Source organism: Herbaspirillum sp. UBA812 (assembly GCF_002296545.1).
Taxonomy (GTDB): Bacteria; Pseudomonadota; Gammaproteobacteria; order Burkholderiales; family Burkholderiaceae_D; genus Herbaspirillum; species Herbaspirillum huttiense.
In genome coordinates, this window is record NZ_DBIC01000386.1 from 1 (window position 1) to 13,742 (window position 13,742).

Annotated in this window: 15 protein-coding genes; 9 read left to right on the top strand and 6 right to left on the bottom strand. The window is 64.5% G+C overall.

The genetic code is table 11. The annotated features are described in order from the left end of the window. Positions 1–394: pirin family protein (locus tag B3873_RS25350; RefSeq protein ID WP_286869826.1), on the bottom strand; the 394-nt coding region annotated here is incomplete at its 3' end. An 84-nt stretch (positions 395–478) separates the two neighbouring features. Then, on the bottom strand, positions 479–874 hold the full coding sequence (locus B3873_RS25355; protein ID WP_121045636.1) for a DoxX family protein: 396 nt from the start codon (positions 872–874) through the stop codon (positions 479–481). Positions 875–1,129: 255 nt separating this feature from the next. Between B3873_RS25355 and B3873_RS25360 the strand changes: the two genes are divergently transcribed. From B3873_RS25360 to B3873_RS25370, 3 genes are all read left to right on the top strand, one after another. After that, the gene (locus B3873_RS25360) at positions 1,130–2,056 is read left to right on the top strand and encodes a LysR family transcriptional regulator (RefSeq protein WP_286869829.1); all 927 of its coding nucleotides are present in this window, start codon (positions 1,130–1,132) and stop codon (positions 2,054–2,056) included. A gap of 178 nt (positions 2,057–2,234) precedes the next feature. Continuing rightward, positions 2,235–2,531: a helix-turn-helix transcriptional regulator gene (locus B3873_RS25365; protein WP_286869830.1), complete on the top strand. Its 297-nt coding sequence runs from the start codon at positions 2,235–2,237 to the stop codon at positions 2,529–2,531. Continuing rightward, positions 2,525–3,835 carry a HipA domain-containing protein gene (locus B3873_RS25370; protein ID WP_085946212.1) on the top strand — a complete coding sequence of 437 codons (1,311 nt, stop codon included), beginning with the start codon at positions 2,525–2,527 and terminating at the stop codon, positions 3,833–3,835. The genes B3873_RS25365 and B3873_RS25370 overlap by 7 nt, the downstream gene beginning before the upstream one ends. 1 nt (position 3,836) lies before the next feature. Here B3873_RS25370 and B3873_RS25375 read toward each other — a convergent pair whose 3' ends face one another. After that, a complete protein-coding gene (locus tag B3873_RS25375) occupies positions 3,837–4,841 on the bottom strand; it encodes a GlxA family transcriptional regulator (protein WP_286869832.1) in 1,005 nt (334 codons plus the stop codon). 18 nt (positions 4,842–4,859) lie between these two features. After that, on the bottom strand, positions 4,860–6,101 hold the full coding sequence (locus B3873_RS25380; protein WP_286869835.1) for an MFS transporter: 1,242 nt from the start codon (positions 6,099–6,101) through the stop codon (positions 4,860–4,862). A gap of 108 nt (positions 6,102–6,209) precedes the next feature. Here B3873_RS25380 and B3873_RS25385 point away from each other — a divergent pair, with 108 nt between their 5' ends. The 5 genes from B3873_RS25385 to B3873_RS25405 all read left to right on the top strand — a co-directional run bounded on the left by B3873_RS25385 (position 6,210) and on the right by B3873_RS25405 (position 10,453). Beyond that, positions 6,210–6,740, top strand: a complete 531-nt coding sequence (locus tag B3873_RS25385) for an isochorismatase family protein (protein ID WP_286869836.1) — start codon at positions 6,210–6,212, stop codon at positions 6,738–6,740. Positions 6,741–6,968: 228 nt separating this feature from the next. Then, on the top strand, positions 6,969–7,736 hold the full coding sequence (gene fnr / locus B3873_RS25390; RefSeq protein ID WP_209535959.1) for a fumarate/nitrate reduction transcriptional regulator Fnr: 768 nt from the start codon (positions 6,969–6,971) through the stop codon (positions 7,734–7,736). 60 nt (positions 7,737–7,796) lie between these two features. After that, on the top strand, positions 7,797–8,567 hold the full coding sequence (locus B3873_RS25395; protein WP_039787160.1) for a phosphatase PAP2 family protein: 771 nt from the start codon (positions 7,797–7,799) through the stop codon (positions 8,565–8,567). Between the two features lie 24 nt (positions 8,568–8,591). Continuing rightward, positions 8,592–9,620: a diacylglycerol/lipid kinase family protein gene (locus tag B3873_RS25400; protein WP_286869843.1), complete on the top strand. Its 1,029-nt coding sequence runs from the start codon at positions 8,592–8,594 to the stop codon at positions 9,618–9,620. Next, complete coding sequence (locus B3873_RS25405; RefSeq protein WP_259432374.1) at positions 9,620–10,453, top strand: metallophosphoesterase family protein; 834 nt, start codon at positions 9,620–9,622, stop codon at positions 10,451–10,453. Before B3873_RS25400 ends, B3873_RS25405 begins: the two co-directional genes overlap by 1 nt. On the opposite strand, the gene B3873_RS25410 is transcribed toward B3873_RS25405, so the two are convergent. After that, positions 10,454–11,878, bottom strand: coding sequence for a PepSY-associated TM helix domain-containing protein (locus tag B3873_RS25410; protein WP_286869847.1), 1,425 nt, complete (start codon positions 11,876–11,878; stop codon positions 10,454–10,456). It abuts the gene before it with no gap. 177 nt (positions 11,879–12,055) lie between these two features. Next, the gene (locus tag B3873_RS25415) at positions 12,056–12,280 is read right to left on the bottom strand and encodes a hypothetical protein (RefSeq protein WP_034331366.1); all 225 of its coding nucleotides are present in this window, start codon (positions 12,278–12,280) and stop codon (positions 12,056–12,058) included. A gap of 244 nt (positions 12,281–12,524) precedes the next feature. On the opposite strand from B3873_RS25415, the gene zigA reads away from it, so the two are divergent. Continuing rightward, positions 12,525–13,739: a zinc metallochaperone GTPase ZigA gene (zigA, locus tag B3873_RS25420; RefSeq protein ID WP_286869850.1), complete on the top strand. Its 1,215-nt coding sequence runs from the start codon at positions 12,525–12,527 to the stop codon at positions 13,737–13,739. Positions 13,740–13,742 lie beyond the last annotated feature (3 nt).

Below are 13,742 nucleotides of genomic sequence, written 5' to 3' on the forward strand. Positions count from 1 at the left end.
TCTTGTCCTTGCCCGCCAGGTTCACCCACAGCTGGAAGCCGCTCATGAGGCCGTTTTCCTGTTCCGGCAACTCCGAGTGCACCAGGCCACGGCCGGCCGTCATCCATTGCATGCCGCCCGGTTCCAGCAAGCCTTCGTTACCGGCATTGTCGCGGTGACGCATGCGGCCGGCCAGCATGTAGGTCACGGTTTCGAAGCCGCGGTGCGGGTGGTCGGGGAAACCGGCCAGGTAATCGCTGGGCTCGTCCGAGTGGAAGGCATCCAGCATCAGGAACGGGTCCAGGCGGCGCTGCAGGTCGTGGGTCAGCACGCGGGTGAGGCTCACGCCGGCGCCATCCTGGGTAGGGATGCCGTTGACCAGGCGTTCGATTTGACGGGTGTAGGGGGTGCTCATGCTTGTCTCTCCTGAAGAGGCCCGCACGTCGTGGGTGCGGGCCGGTGAATCATGGTCGATGGTTGGAACGGGCGGCCATCAGGCTCAACGGCTTTCTTCCGGCTGGGCTTGCGGGTCGATCGAGGACACCAGCAGCAGTGCACCGATCAGGGCCACGTTCTTGAGGAAGTGAATCATCTGACCTTGGGCGGCAGCGCCTTCGAGCGTCCAGAAATGATGGGCCGACAGGGTTGCGCCGACGGTGAAGAGCGCAATCACCAGCGACACCGGACGCACGCCACGGCCGGTCATCAGCAGCAAGCCGCCGCCGACTTCGACCAGGATGGTGACCAGCACGGCCAGGGTCGGTACCGGCAGGCCCAGGCTGCCGAAGTAGCCGACCGTGCCGGCAAAGCCGACGATCTTGAAAATGCCCGAAATGACGAACAAGGAAGCCAGCAGGACGCGGCCAATACGGAAAGTGGTGAAGTTGGTAATCATGGTAAGCCTCTCTGATGTTGGGTGAACGACGATGTTTGAATTGTGATGCCGTGTTGCCTTGAATCTTGTTGTTGCCTGACGCCAATCTCTGACCGGCTCTCGCGCTGTGCTCTGCCCGGTGATGCATTCGCTGCAGCCAGTGACGACAGAATAGGCAAGTTCGCCTTCGGCTAAAACTGATTATCTTTTTATAATCATGATCTAAATTTTAGATATAGTTGGCACTTCGTCACTTCATCGTAGCTTGAGGGGTCTATGAATATTGAGCGTCTGTCGCTGGATCAGTTGCGGGTTTTCGTGCAGGTGGCCGACAGCGGCAGCTTCCTGGCCGCCGCGCGCAAGCTGTCGCGGGCACAGTCGGCCGTCAGCTATGCCATCGCCACGCTGGAAGATCAGCTGGGCGTGCTGCTGTTCGACCGCAGCGGCTACCGGCCACAGCTGACCAGCCCCGGCGTGGCCCTGCTGGCTGATGCCCGGCAGGTGCTGGATCACGTGGATTCGCTGCAGGTGCGGGCCAATTCCTATGCGCGCGGGCAGGAACTTGAAGTGTCACTGGCGGTGGATGTGTTCTTTCCTACCGATTGTCTGGTGGACCTCCTGCAGCGCTTTCGCGTGGCCTTCCCGGCGGTGACGGTACGACTGGAGGTGGAAGCACTGGGGGCGGTGGCCGAGCGCGTCATTGACGGACGCTCCATGCTGGGCATCCTGGGGACACTGCCGACCACGCCGCCCAACCTGCTGCGCATCACGCTGCCCAGCGTGCAGCTGGTGGCCGTGGTGGCACCCGATCATCCGCTGGCCAAGGTGAAAGGGAGGATTTCCGAAAAGCTCCTGCAGCAGCAAACCCAGCTGGTGCTGTCGGACCGCAGCGAACTCACCGCGCGCCAGGATTTTTCGGTGCACTCGCGGCTGACCTGGCGCATGAGTGATCTCGGCACCAAGCACGCCCTGCTGCGTGCCGGCATGGGCTGGGGCAACATGCCGCTGCACGTGGTCAAGAATGACCTGGACCGCGGCCGGCTGGTAAGCATCAGCACGATCCACCATCCGCCGCAAGGGGCTGAACTGCCGATCCAGTGCGTTTACAAACCGGACCATCCGGCTGGCCCGGCCCTGTCGTGGTGGCTGGATTCGCTGGCGGCATTGACGGCCTTGGCCCCAGGCGACCCGACGCAGACATGAATACAAGCCAAAGCTGATAATGTCGATTTATAGGATTAAAACGATAAATACAAAAAACAAGACATTTCTTATATTGTAATTTTATCGGTCTTGCCCTATATTTTCCTCAACAGCCGCACAACCTGGCCATCCGCCATGCGCACCGTTGCGGCTGCATCCTTGTCTTGAGGAAAGCTCCATGCTCAACGATTTCCCCATCAGCCTCTCCATCCAGTTGCGCGAGCATCTGCGGGCCTTGCGCAAGCAGCGGCACATGACCCAGGCGCAACTGGGCGAGCGCATCGGCATCAGCCAGGCGCGCATTGCCGAGATCGAAGCCAATCCGGGTGCCGTCAGCGTGGAGCAGATGCTGTTGCTCCTGTCGACACTGGGGGCCGGGCTCAAGCTGCATGTCCACGCGGCAGACAAGCCGGTCCATGCGGCCGGGGAAGCGGGGGCTGTCTACATCCCCTCACGCAAACAGGGCTCCTGGTAATGCTGCATGCCTGGATGAACGGTGAGCTGGTCGGTACCTGGAGCGTGGAACGCCAGGTACACCGCTTCCGCTATGCGCCCACGTGGGTGCGCTCGTCGCATTTTCGTCCCTTGTCGCTGTCCCTGCCGCTGACCGCCTCGGGCGAGCTGCGCGGCGACAGCGTGCGCAACTATTTCGACAACCTGCTCCCGGACAACGCCGATATCCGCGAACGGCTGCGGCAACGTTATCGCCTGCCCTCCACCGAAGTCTTCGACCTCTTGCAGGCCCTGGGACGCGACTGCGTCGGGGCGCTGCAACTGCTGCCACCGGACCAGGAACCGCAAGGCTGGCGCAGCATCCACTGCGAGCGTCTGGATGAGGCGATGCTCGAACAACTGCTGTATGCCCTGCCCTTGTCTTCGCCCCCGGCCAGCGCCCAGGAAGATGCGCTGCGCATCTCGATCGCAGGTGCACAGGAAAAAACCGCCCTGACCTGGCATCGCGGCAAGTGGTGCCGTCCTCTGGGGGCCACGCCGACCACCCACATCATCAAGCTGCCGCTGGGCCTGATCGGCGGCGTGATGCAGCGGGTCGATGCGGGAGACTCGGTCTACAACGAATGGCTGTGCTCACGCATCCTGGCAGCCATGGGTCTGCCGGTGGCCCCGGCGCGGGTGGAACATTTCGGGCGTCATACGGTGCTGGCGGTGGAGCGTTTCGACCGCGTCAGGATGAAGGAGGGCTGGATCGCCCGCCTGCCGCAGGAGGATTTCTGCCAGGCCTTCGGCCTGCCACCGACGATGAAGTATGAAAGCCAGGGCGGCCCCGGCCTGAACCAGTGCCTGGGCCTGCTCAATGCCAGCAGCCAGGGCGGCGACAAGACGTATTTCCTGCTGGCGCAACTAGCCTTCTTCCTGCTGGCGGCCACCGACGGCCATGCCAAGAATTTCTCGCTGCACCTGCATGCGGGTGGCCGTTACGAGATGACGCCGCTGTATGACGTGCTGTCGATGTGGCCCTACTTCGGCAAAGGGCCGAACCAGTTCCGCGCCCGGCAGGCCGGTCCGGCCATGCTGCTGCGCGGACGCAATCCGCATCGCCACTTCCATACCATCGAAGCCCGCCACTGGCGGCAGCTGGCCTTGCAGCACGGCGGTGAACCGGTGTGGCAGGCGATGCTGGCGCTGGTGCAAGGCGCCGAGCATGCCCTGGCGGTGGCCGAAGGCGAACTGCCGGACGACTTCCCTGCACGCACCTGGGAGCGCATCAGCGAGGGAGTCCGACACCACCAGGAACGTTTCCTGCGCGGTGTGGGGCAGTAGATCACTGGGCCGCGAAGCGCTCGCGGTATTGCCCCGGGCTCACCCCCAGCTGGCGCAGGAAGACCCGCCGCAGGTTCTGTTCTTCCCCGTAGCCGGACTGGCTGGCAATGCGCTTGAGCGGCAACCGGGTTTCTTCCAGCGCCCGGCGCGCCGCCTCCAGCCGCATCAGCTCGACCGTGCGCGCCGGCGTGCGGCCGGTCTCGGCCACATACAACCGCGCGAAGGTACGCGGACTCATGTTGGCCTGGCGCGCCAGGTTCTCGACCCGCAGATCCGCTTCCAGATTGCCGGCGATCCACGCATGCAGCTCGGCAAACCGCCCCGCCCCGGTGGTCTGCGAAGCCAGCGGCGTGCTGAATTGCGATTGTCCGCCCGGACGCTTGATGAACATCACCAGCTGGCGGGCCGTCGCAATCGCAGCGGCGTGCCCCAGATCCTGTTCCACCAGCGCCAGTGTCAGGTCGATACCGGCGGTGACGCCCGCCGAGGTCCAGATGCGGCCCTGGCGGATGTAGATGGGCTCGCCATCCACTTCCAGTGCGGGATAACGCTGCTGCAAATCTTCGGCCGAATCCCAGTGCGTCGTCACCCTCAAGCCGTCCAGCACGCCCGCCTCGGCGAGGTGGAAAGCACCGGTGCAGACCGAACAGACGCGCCGGGCCAGCGGTGCGGCCTCGCGGATCCACGCGACCAGGGCGGGATCGATGCGGAAGCTGTCCCCCACGCTGCCGCCGGGCGAAATCAAGGTGTGCAGTTCCCCAGCGCACAGCAGCGCGTCCAGCGCGGACAGCGCTTGCGTCAACACCGGCAGGCCGGCGCTGGTGGTCACCGCGCCGCCCTCTGCCGAGGCCACATGCAGGCGATAGACTTCACGGCCGTGCAGGCGGTTGGTGGTCGCCAGTACCTGCATCGGGCCGGCAAGATCCAGCAGGTTCATGCCGCCATAAGCCAGCAGCACCACATTGCGCGGGGCCTGTGTGGCCTGCGCGGAAAGGACGGGGTTCATAGGAATCATGCTCCGATGTTAGCGCAGGCCCGCCACCAGCGCCGTACGCGCAGTGCGCTGGGCCCACATCCAGCGCAGCGTGACCAGCGCCGACACCAGCAGCACCGGCAGGATGGCCGCATTGAGCGTTTCCCAGCCGAAGCGGGCCAGCAAGGGACCGGCACCCAGCGTGGCCAGCGCCGTCGCGGCATAGCGCATCAACTCGGCCAGTCCCTGGGTCTTGGCGCGTTCCGAAGGGGTATAGGATTGCGCCAGCAAGGTAGTGCCCCCGACGAACATGAAATTCCAGCCCACGCCCAGCAGCAGCAAGGCTATGTAGAAAGCGGGCAGCGTGGTCGAGAGCATGGCGATGACGGCGCAGCCGAGGTTCATCCCCAGCCCTGCCAGCAGCACCGGCCCCAGGCCGAAGCGCTGGATCAGGCGCCCTGCAAAGAAGGAGGGTGCGTACATGCCCATCAGGTGCCACTGGATGATGGCCGCGCCATCATCGATGCCGTGATGGCAGGCCACCGCCGCCAGGGGGGCGGCCGTCATGATGAACATCATCACCATGGACCCGGCCACGTTGTTGGCGACCGAGGCCATGAAGACCGGCGTACGTGCAATGGCCGATAGCGGGCGCGCGGGGGCGAGGTCAGATGGCGACTGCGCAACGGCCACCGGATCGGCCTGATCCCGATAGAACAGCACCAGTACCAGCACCGACAACAGCCCCATGAGCGCCACCACCAGATAGGCCCCGGCAAACAGTGCCGCCGGGAACCAGTCCTTGCTCCAGGCCGCCAGGGCCGGGCCGACCAGGGCCGCGATGACGCCCCCGGCCAGCACGGTGGAAATGGCACGGCTCTTGGCCGCTTCGGCGACCGCATCGGCGGCCGCCAGCCGGTAATACTGCGCAAATGCCTGAAATACACCGACCAGCGCCGTGCCGACGCAGAAGGTCCAGAACTGCCCGTGCCAGACCGACCACACCGAGATCAGCCCGCCGACACAGCAACTGGCCGCCCCCAGCACGAACGACCAGCGCCGGCCCAGGCGCTGGATCAAGAACGCCGCAAACCAGGTCACCACGGCACCGGCCACCGTGATGAGGGCGAACGGCAAGGTCGCCAGCGCCTTGTCGGGGGCCAGTTGCCACCCGGTCAGCGCGGTCAGCGTCAGGTCGATCGAGATGGCGCAGGTGAACAGGCCCTGGCACAAGGCCAGGATGGCGGCATTGCGGCTACCGCCATGGGAATCGGCGGACAAGGAGGCGCGCATGGATTTGCTCCGAAGGGTCAATGATGGAAAAATTGTCGGATTCCCACCCGCTTGGCGTCAATGACACAAGACCTTCAATTTCTGCCAAGCCCACATGACAGGACTTCCATGCTGATCCAGGCTCATCAATCCGCCCTGCTGGTGATCGATCCCCAGGAAAAACTCTTGCCCGCCATCCACGAGGGCCAGGCGGTGCTGGCGCAGACCGTGCGCATGGCAGCCATCGCCGGCCTGCTCGGGGTGCCGGTCATCGCCACCGAACAGATGCCCGACAAGCTCGGCCACAACCATCCGGATATTGCCCGCCTGTGCGACAAGACGCTCTCCAAGCAGCATTTCGATGCCTGCGCGGACGGCCTGCTGCCGGTCATACCACCGGCCGTACGGCAGCTCATCGTCGCCGGTTGCGAAGCCCACATCTGCGTGCTGCAGACTGCGCTTTCCCTGCTGCAACAGGGCTACACGGTGCTGCCCCTGCTGGAGGCCTGCGGCTCGCGCCGTCCGCTGGACCGGGATGCGGCTTTCGAGCGCCTGCGCGCCGCTGGTGCCATCCCGGTCACGCTGGAGATGGTGGCCTACGAATGGCTGCAGCACAGCGCGCATCCGCAGTTCCGGGCGGTCCTGAAACTGGTGAAATAGCCCGGCCCGCCGGGTGCCAACAGGGTGGCGTAACCGAAAAGCAAGTTCCCGCTTGCTCCGATGAAAGTTTTGATGGGTAGGCCTGCCGATGCGTTTTGCAGGTGAGAACTGTGGTAAAAGTAACGAAAAAATCGCAGCGTGGCCGCATGACAATGTGGCGCATCACATATCATCACGCCAAGCCTTGGCCAGCCGACGCCGCCACAACACAGAGGAAATCCAACGCTTATGTCCAGCTTACCTGCCCACACGCCCATTCAATCGCCACCTCCGCTCACCTTGCACGCCTTGCGCGCCAGCTGCTCGGCCTGCAGCATGCACCAGCTGTGCCTGCCAATGGGGCTGGACCAGGGTGACATGCAGCGGCTGGAACAGGTCATCAACCGCCGCCGCAAGGTCAAGCGCGATGAAAGCTTGTACCGCCTCAACGACAAGTTCGACATGCTCTATGCCATCCGCCTGGGCCATTTCAAGACCTTCCAGGGCAATACCAATGGCGGCCAGCAGATCACCGGTTTCCAGATGGCCGGCGAATTGCTGGGCATGGATGCCATCGGCGCCGGGCACCACCTGTGCGAAGCCGTGGCACTGGAAGACAGCGAGGTCTGCGAGATTCCGTTTACGCGCCTGGAAGAATTGTTCCGCGACATGCCCACGCTGCTGCGCCAGTTCCATCGCATGATGAGCCTGGAAATTTCGCGCGAGCAACGCGTCATGCTGACCCTGGGCAGCATGACCGCGCAGCAGAAGATGGCGGCTTTCATGCTCAACCTGTCCTCGCGCTACGCCAGCCGCGGCTATTCCTCGACCCGCTTCCAGCTGCGCATGACGCGCGAGGAAATCGGCAACTACCTGGGCCTGGCCGTGGAATCCGTGAGCCGGCTGCTGACCAATTTCAAGAAAACCGGCGTCATCGAGGTCAACCATCGCGACGTCGAACTGTGCGACCTGCCGGCCCTGCGTGCCATCGCGCTGGGCAACGATCCCTGCGCCTGACCAGACCGGTAGCCTCCAGCCCCTTGCCGGGGCACGGGGGGCTGAGGTTAGAATGGCCGGATGACAGAACGACACTCTTCTACCTCTCCCTCCCTCCAGCGTTTCCTGCGCGCCCGCATGGCACGCGACCACCACCTCGGACTGCCGCTCACCACTGGCTTGATGGCCGCGCTGGCCACGGTGATGCTGTTCGCGCTGATCGCCTACGAAGTCAGCAGCAAGGGCGCGCTCACGCGACTGGATCAGCAACTGGCGGACTGGTTCAACCAGCACGCCTTCTCGCCGCTGACCGAACTGGTACTCGGCTATACGCATCTGCACGGGACCATCGGCGTGCTGGTCATGGGCGCACTGCTGCTGTGGCACATGGTCCGCAAGCAGCGCTGGGCCTGGGTCACCGACCTGCTGCTGGTGCTGCCCGGCGGCATGCTGTGCAATTTCACGCTCAAGCACATCTTCGCGCGCCTGCGTCCCAGCTTTGACGATCCCATCCTGGTGCTGCACAGCTACAGCTTTCCCAGCGGACACACCATCGGCGCCACCCTGCTCTACGCCATGCTGGCCGCCTACCTGCTCAACCAGCCGGGCGTGACCGCCGCCATCGGTGCGCGCCTGAAGACCGGCGAGCGCGGCGTGCAGGCCGCCGTCATCGGCGCAGCCCTGCTGCTGGTGGCGCTGACCGCGTTCAGCCGGGTCTACCTGGGCGCGCATTTCCTGAGCGACGTAGTGGGTGCGATGCTGCTGGGCACGGCCTGGTTCGCGCTGTGGACGACCGTGGTTTTCACATGGCAGCGGCACTATTACGCGCAGCCGCGCTCCAACGGGCTCTGAAACCACCTTCTTACTCGCCTGCGGATGACAGAACAAGACACGACCCAGGAATTGCCCGCCAGCCATGGCCACCCCGACGCAGCACGCCGCCCTGACGTGGTGGCTGCCATCAACGCCCGTGCCGGTGGCGGCCACGCCGAGGAACTGGCCGCCCACATCACCGAAGAGTTCGCCCGTCACGGCCTGCACGCCGTGGTGCATCTGGCGCGCAGCGGCGAAGACATGCTGCAGGCCGCACGCAATGCGGTGCGCGACAAGATCTCGGTGGTCGCCGTGGGCGGCGGCGATGGCAGCGTCAATGCCGTGGCCTCGACCCTGCTGGCCGATCCACACTGCGAGAGCGCGCTGGGGGTGTTGCCGCTGGGCACGCTGAATCACTTTGCCAAAGACCTCAACATCCCGCTGACGCTGGACGAGGCCATCGCCAACATCGCCACCGGGCGCAAGCTGCGGGTCGACAGCGGTGAGGTCAATGGCGCGCCCTTCATCAACAATTCCAGCCTGGGTCTCTATCCCGACATCGTGCGCGAGCGTGAAAAGCAGCAAGCACGCCTGGGCCGTGGAAAATGGCTGGCCTTCACCTGGGCCGCCATGGGCGCGCTGCGGCGCTATCCCTTCCTGCGCGTGCGGCTGTCCATCGACGGCAAGGAACACTGGCGGCGCACGCCCTTCGTCTTCATCGGCAACAACGAATACCTGATGAGCGGGCTGGACATCGGCAAGCGCTCCACCCTCACCGACGGCCAGCTGAGTCTGTACGTGTGCCACCGCACCGGCCGCCTGGGCCTGCTGCGACTGGCCCTGCATGCACTGTTCGGCCGCCTGCGTGAAGCACATGACTTCGATGTGCTGACCTGCAGCGAGATCCACATCGAGACGCACAAGAAACGCATGCGCGTGGCCACCGACGGCGAAGTCAACCTGATGCAGACACCGCTGCACTACCGCATCCGTCCGGCCTCATTGACGGTGATCGTGCCGCAGGTCGCAGATCCGCAAGCGCCCAGCACCAGCGAACCCGGCCTGCTCGACAAACTGCTGGGGGAGAACTGATGCGTACCCTCATCCATCTGTCGGACCTGCATTTCGGGCGCACCGATCCGGAGATCATCGAACCGTTGATCGCCCAGATCCACGAGCTCAAGCCGGACCTGGTGGTCGTTTCGGGCGACCTCACCCAACGCGCGCGCAGCATCCAGTTCAAGCAGGCCAGGGAGTTTCTCAATGCGCTGCCGCAGCCCCAGCTGGTGGTGCCGGGCAATCATGACGTTCCGCTCTTCAACGTGGCGGCGCGCCTGCTGCAGCCGCTGCGCAAGTACAAGCGTCACATCACGGCCGATCTGCAGCCGCGCTACGTGGACGAGGAAATCGCCGTGGTCGGCATCAATACGGCACGCTCCCTGACCATCCAGGATGGCCGCGTGAACGACAGACAGATCGAACACGCGCGGCGCGAACTGGCCGGCGTGGGCGATCACCTGGTCAAGATCATCGTCACCCATCATCCCTTCGACCTGCCACCCGGCCCGCAACATCACGGCTTGGTCGGCCAGGCGGTACCGGCCATGCGTGCCTTCGCGCTGTGCGGTGCCGACCTGCTGCTGGCGGGTCACGTGCATACCAGTTCGGCCGTAAGCAGCGCCGGGCGCTATCACATCCCCGGTTATTCGGCGCTGGTGGTGCAGGCAGGCACGGCCACCTCCACCCGTGGACGCGGCGAGAGCAATTCCTTCAACGTCTTGCAGGTGGAGGCGCACCAGATCGTGGTGCATCGCTTGGGCTGGGAGCCCGATGTGAAGAGTTTTGCGCTGGCCGCGTCGCAGACCTTCGTGCAACGCGGCAGCGAGTGGTTCGAGCAGACCGCCGATGGCCTGCTCAGTGAATGATCAGACCGTAGCGCGGCGCGCGCGGGAATAACGGATCACATCCACCAGCAGGAACAGCAGCAAACTGGCCCCCATCAGCGGCAGGCTCCAGCCCAGCAGCAGGGCCAGCAGCGCCAGCGTCAGGCGTTGCAGGGGGGGCAGGCGCATCACCGCCTGCGTCAACGGAGCCAGGCTGGCACCCGCCGCCGGGCGGCGTCGCCACCACATCACGTAGCCCAGCACGATGAGCCCGGTGAGGGCCACGCCGAAGAGGGCCATCAATATCTGATTCGCCACGCCGAACAGCACCCCCATGTGCGCATCCACGCCCCAGCGGATCAGCTTGGCGATCAGCGGAAAATCAGCGAAATCGGCCCGGCTGGTAATGGCCATGCGGTCGGCATCGATGGCCACCGTATCGACCTGGGTTGGCCAGGAGCGATCCACCTCCCGCACCACCCAAGCCTGCTGGGCCGAGCGCGGTGGGCGGATTTCGATCTCGGAGGAGTCGATGCCACCCGCGCGGGCGATCTGCTGCACCATGTCGAAACGGGCCGGATCGCTGGCCTCCGGCATGGGCATCTGCATGCCATGTGCGCCCATGTGATCGGCGTGTTCGCCCATGGACATGGCCGGGGCACCGGCCTGCAATTGCGTCGAGACCGAGGGCGTGATCCAGCCCAGCTGCGTGCGCATCTGGCTCACGCGCTCACCGGCCCAGCGTGACCAGGTCAGGCCGGTAGCCGAGAAAAACACCAGCCCCAACACGATCCACAGCCCTACGAGGGCATGCAGCCGGCGCGCGTTCATGGGACGCGGCGCACGCACCGTACTGCCAGCGCGGCGCTGGCGAGCGCGCCACCACAGCCACACCCCTCCCAAGGCCCCCAGCCACAGCCAGGAAGCGGCCAGTTCACTGTAGTTGCGGCCGACGTCGCCCAGCATCAGGTTGCGGTGCAGGTAATCCAGCGTGGTGCGCAAAGGCAGCACGCCGCTGGTGCCATAGACGATCAGGTCGCCCCTGACCTGCAGGCTGACCGGATCCACGAAGATGGCCCGGCTTTCCGAGTCGCCCAGGCCGGGCTGGGTGAACATGACGCGGGTATTCCATCCCTGCGCCTTGGCCGGGCGCACTGCGAACAGGCGCGCCTGCGGACCCAGGAAGGCCTGCGCGGCGGTCACCTGTTCGGCCAGCGGCCGGGCCTGGCCCCGGCTCTGGTTGGTGAGCTGCGAGGCGTAAAGATGCGATTCGATCTGCGGGGTGAGCACGTACAGCGTACCGGTCAGCGCCGCCACCAGGATGAAGGGGCCGACGAACAGGCCGATGTAGAAATGCAGGCGCAACAGCACGGCATGCAAGGCGGAGCGATGGGCATCGCCAGTACGAGCGGTCGTGCTGGCGGCGTTGGCGGTGCCATCGCCGGCGGGCTGGAAGGAGGTGGTCATGGCTGCGGGCGGGGAGCGCCGGAAACGGAAACAGGCTCGCGATTGTAGGCCGTACGGCGGTTCCTGCGAATGTGGCAATTTGTCGCAGCCCCAATGAAAAAGAGCCGACGGAACACTCTCCGTGCGGCTCTTCCTGCCCTGTGACCTGCGGCACCGTGGTAACGGCGCGCGGCGGGATCACATGGGATTTTCGTCGATCCAGTCGCCCGAAAAATCGAGGATGTAGGCGATCGCCTCGTCTTCGGTATCGAATTCATTGGTGGGCGCCTTGCGCTGGTAGCGCAGCTTGCCGCTGCCATCCTTGCCTTCGTGAATCACGAAGCAAGCCATGAATTTGCCGTTGTCGAGCTTCTTGATCTCCGGGATGACGGCGTTTCCCTTGTACGGGAAGATCTGGGACATGTGATGAAACCTCCTTGTTGCGAGGCGCCATGCTAGCACAAGCCGGACTTTCCTACCCGTGGACGGCTACTGGCAACCCCTCTTTCAGAAGCGTGACAAGCGTGGACACCGCACCCACTATTTGCAACACGGTTGCATTTATGAGATATTCGCAACTCAGTTGCATTTATCTCGAAAAATCTGTCATCAGTTTCGCTGATGGCATCGATTGCTCCTACACTCTTACGCTGATTTCACACTCGCCATGACCTCCCTCCAACGCCAGCCCGGCGACCGCCGGCTTCCCGTGACGGTGCTCTCCGGTTTCCTCGGTGCCGGCAAGACCACCCTGCTCAACCACATCCTGCACAACCGCGAAGGCCGGCGCGTAGCGGTGATCGTCAATGACATGTCGGAGGTCAACATCGATGCCGCGCTGGTGCGTGATGGCGGCGCGGATCTGTCGCGCACGGAAGAAAAACTGGTGGAAATGAGCAATGGCTGCATCTGCTGCACCCTGCGCGAAGACCTGCTGATGGAAGTACGCAAGCTGGCCCGCGAGCGCCGCTTCGACCAGTTGGTGATTGAATCGACCGGCATTTCCGAACCGCTGCCGGTGGCCGAGACGTTTACTTTTACCGATGAAGAGGGGGCCAGCCTGGCCGATGTGGCGCGGCTGGACACCATGGTCACGGTGGTGGACGCCTTCAATTTCCTGAAGGACTACAGCTCCCAGGACAGCCTGCAGGAACGCGGCGAATCCATGGGCGTGGAAGACAGCCGTACCGTGGTCGACCTGCTGATCGAGCAGATCGAGTTCTGCGACGTGATCGTGCTCAACAAGCTGGACCTGGTCTCGCCGCTTGACCTGGAGCGCCTGCACGCCATCCTGCACAAGCTCAATCCGCGTGCGCGCATCGTCACGTCGGAGTTTGGCAAGGTCGCGCTGGACCAGGTCCTCAACACCGGCCTGTTCGATTTCGAACAAGCCAGCCAGGCCCCCGGCTGGCTGCAGGAACTGCGTGGCGAGCACGTCCCGGAGACCGAACAGTACGGCATCACCAGCTTTGCCTGGCGCGCGCGTCGGCCCATGCATCCGCAGCGCTTCCACGATCTGGTCAACAGCGAATGGCCGGGCGTGGTGCGCTCCAAGGGTTTCTTCTGGCTCGCCACCCGCCCGGCGCATGCGGGGTCGTGGTCGCAGGCCGGTGCCGTCTGCCGCCACGGGCTGGCCGGCAAATGGTGGGCCGCCGTGCCGCGCGAGAAGTGGCCGCAGGATCAGGAGTCCATCGATTTCATCCTCGAACAATGGGATGACAACGTCGGCGATGCGCGCCAGGAACTGGTGCTCATCGGCATGGAGATGGATCAGGCTACATTGACGGCCAAACTGGAAGCCTGCCTGCTGACCGATGCCGAGATGGCGCAAGGTCCGATGGGCTGGGCGCGCATGGCCGATCCCTTCCCCGGCTGGGAGTGAGCT

What these genes read in the sequence shown, in the direction of transcription:
- zigA (WP_286869850.1), top strand. Translation starts at nt 12,525, where the DNA reads ATGACCTCCCTCCAACGCCAGCCCGGCGACCGCCGGCTTCCCGTGACG.
- fnr (WP_209535959.1), top strand. Translation starts at nt 6,969, where the DNA reads ATGTCCAGCTTACCTGCCCACACGCCCATTCAATCGCCACCTCCGCTC.
- B3873_RS25415 (WP_034331366.1), bottom strand. Translation starts at nt 12,280, where the DNA reads ATGTCCCAGATCTTCCCGTACAAGGGAAACGCCGTCATCCCGGAGATC.
- B3873_RS25400 (WP_286869843.1), top strand. Translation starts at nt 8,592, where the DNA reads ATGACAGAACAAGACACGACCCAGGAATTGCCCGCCAGCCATGGCCAC.
- B3873_RS25375 (WP_286869832.1), bottom strand. Translation starts at nt 4,841, where the DNA reads ATGAACCCCGTCCTTTCCGCGCAGGCCACACAGGCCCCGCGCAATGTG.
- B3873_RS25365 (WP_286869830.1), top strand. Translation starts at nt 2,235, where the DNA reads ATGCTCAACGATTTCCCCATCAGCCTCTCCATCCAGTTGCGCGAGCAT.
- B3873_RS25380 (WP_286869835.1), bottom strand. Translation starts at nt 6,101, where the DNA reads ATGCGCGCCTCCTTGTCCGCCGATTCCCATGGCGGTAGCCGCAATGCC.
- B3873_RS25355 (WP_121045636.1), bottom strand. Translation starts at nt 874, where the DNA reads ATGATTACCAACTTCACCACTTTCCGTATTGGCCGCGTCCTGCTGGCT.
- B3873_RS25405 (WP_259432374.1), top strand. Translation starts at nt 9,620, where the DNA reads ATGCGTACCCTCATCCATCTGTCGGACCTGCATTTCGGGCGCACCGAT.
- B3873_RS25410 (WP_286869847.1), bottom strand. Translation starts at nt 11,878, where the DNA reads ATGACCACCTCCTTCCAGCCCGCCGGCGATGGCACCGCCAACGCCGCC.
- B3873_RS25395 (WP_039787160.1), top strand. Translation starts at nt 7,797, where the DNA reads ATGACAGAACGACACTCTTCTACCTCTCCCTCCCTCCAGCGTTTCCTG.
- B3873_RS25385 (WP_286869836.1), top strand. Translation starts at nt 6,210, where the DNA reads ATGCTGATCCAGGCTCATCAATCCGCCCTGCTGGTGATCGATCCCCAG.
- B3873_RS25360 (WP_286869829.1), top strand. Translation starts at nt 1,130, where the DNA reads ATGAATATTGAGCGTCTGTCGCTGGATCAGTTGCGGGTTTTCGTGCAG.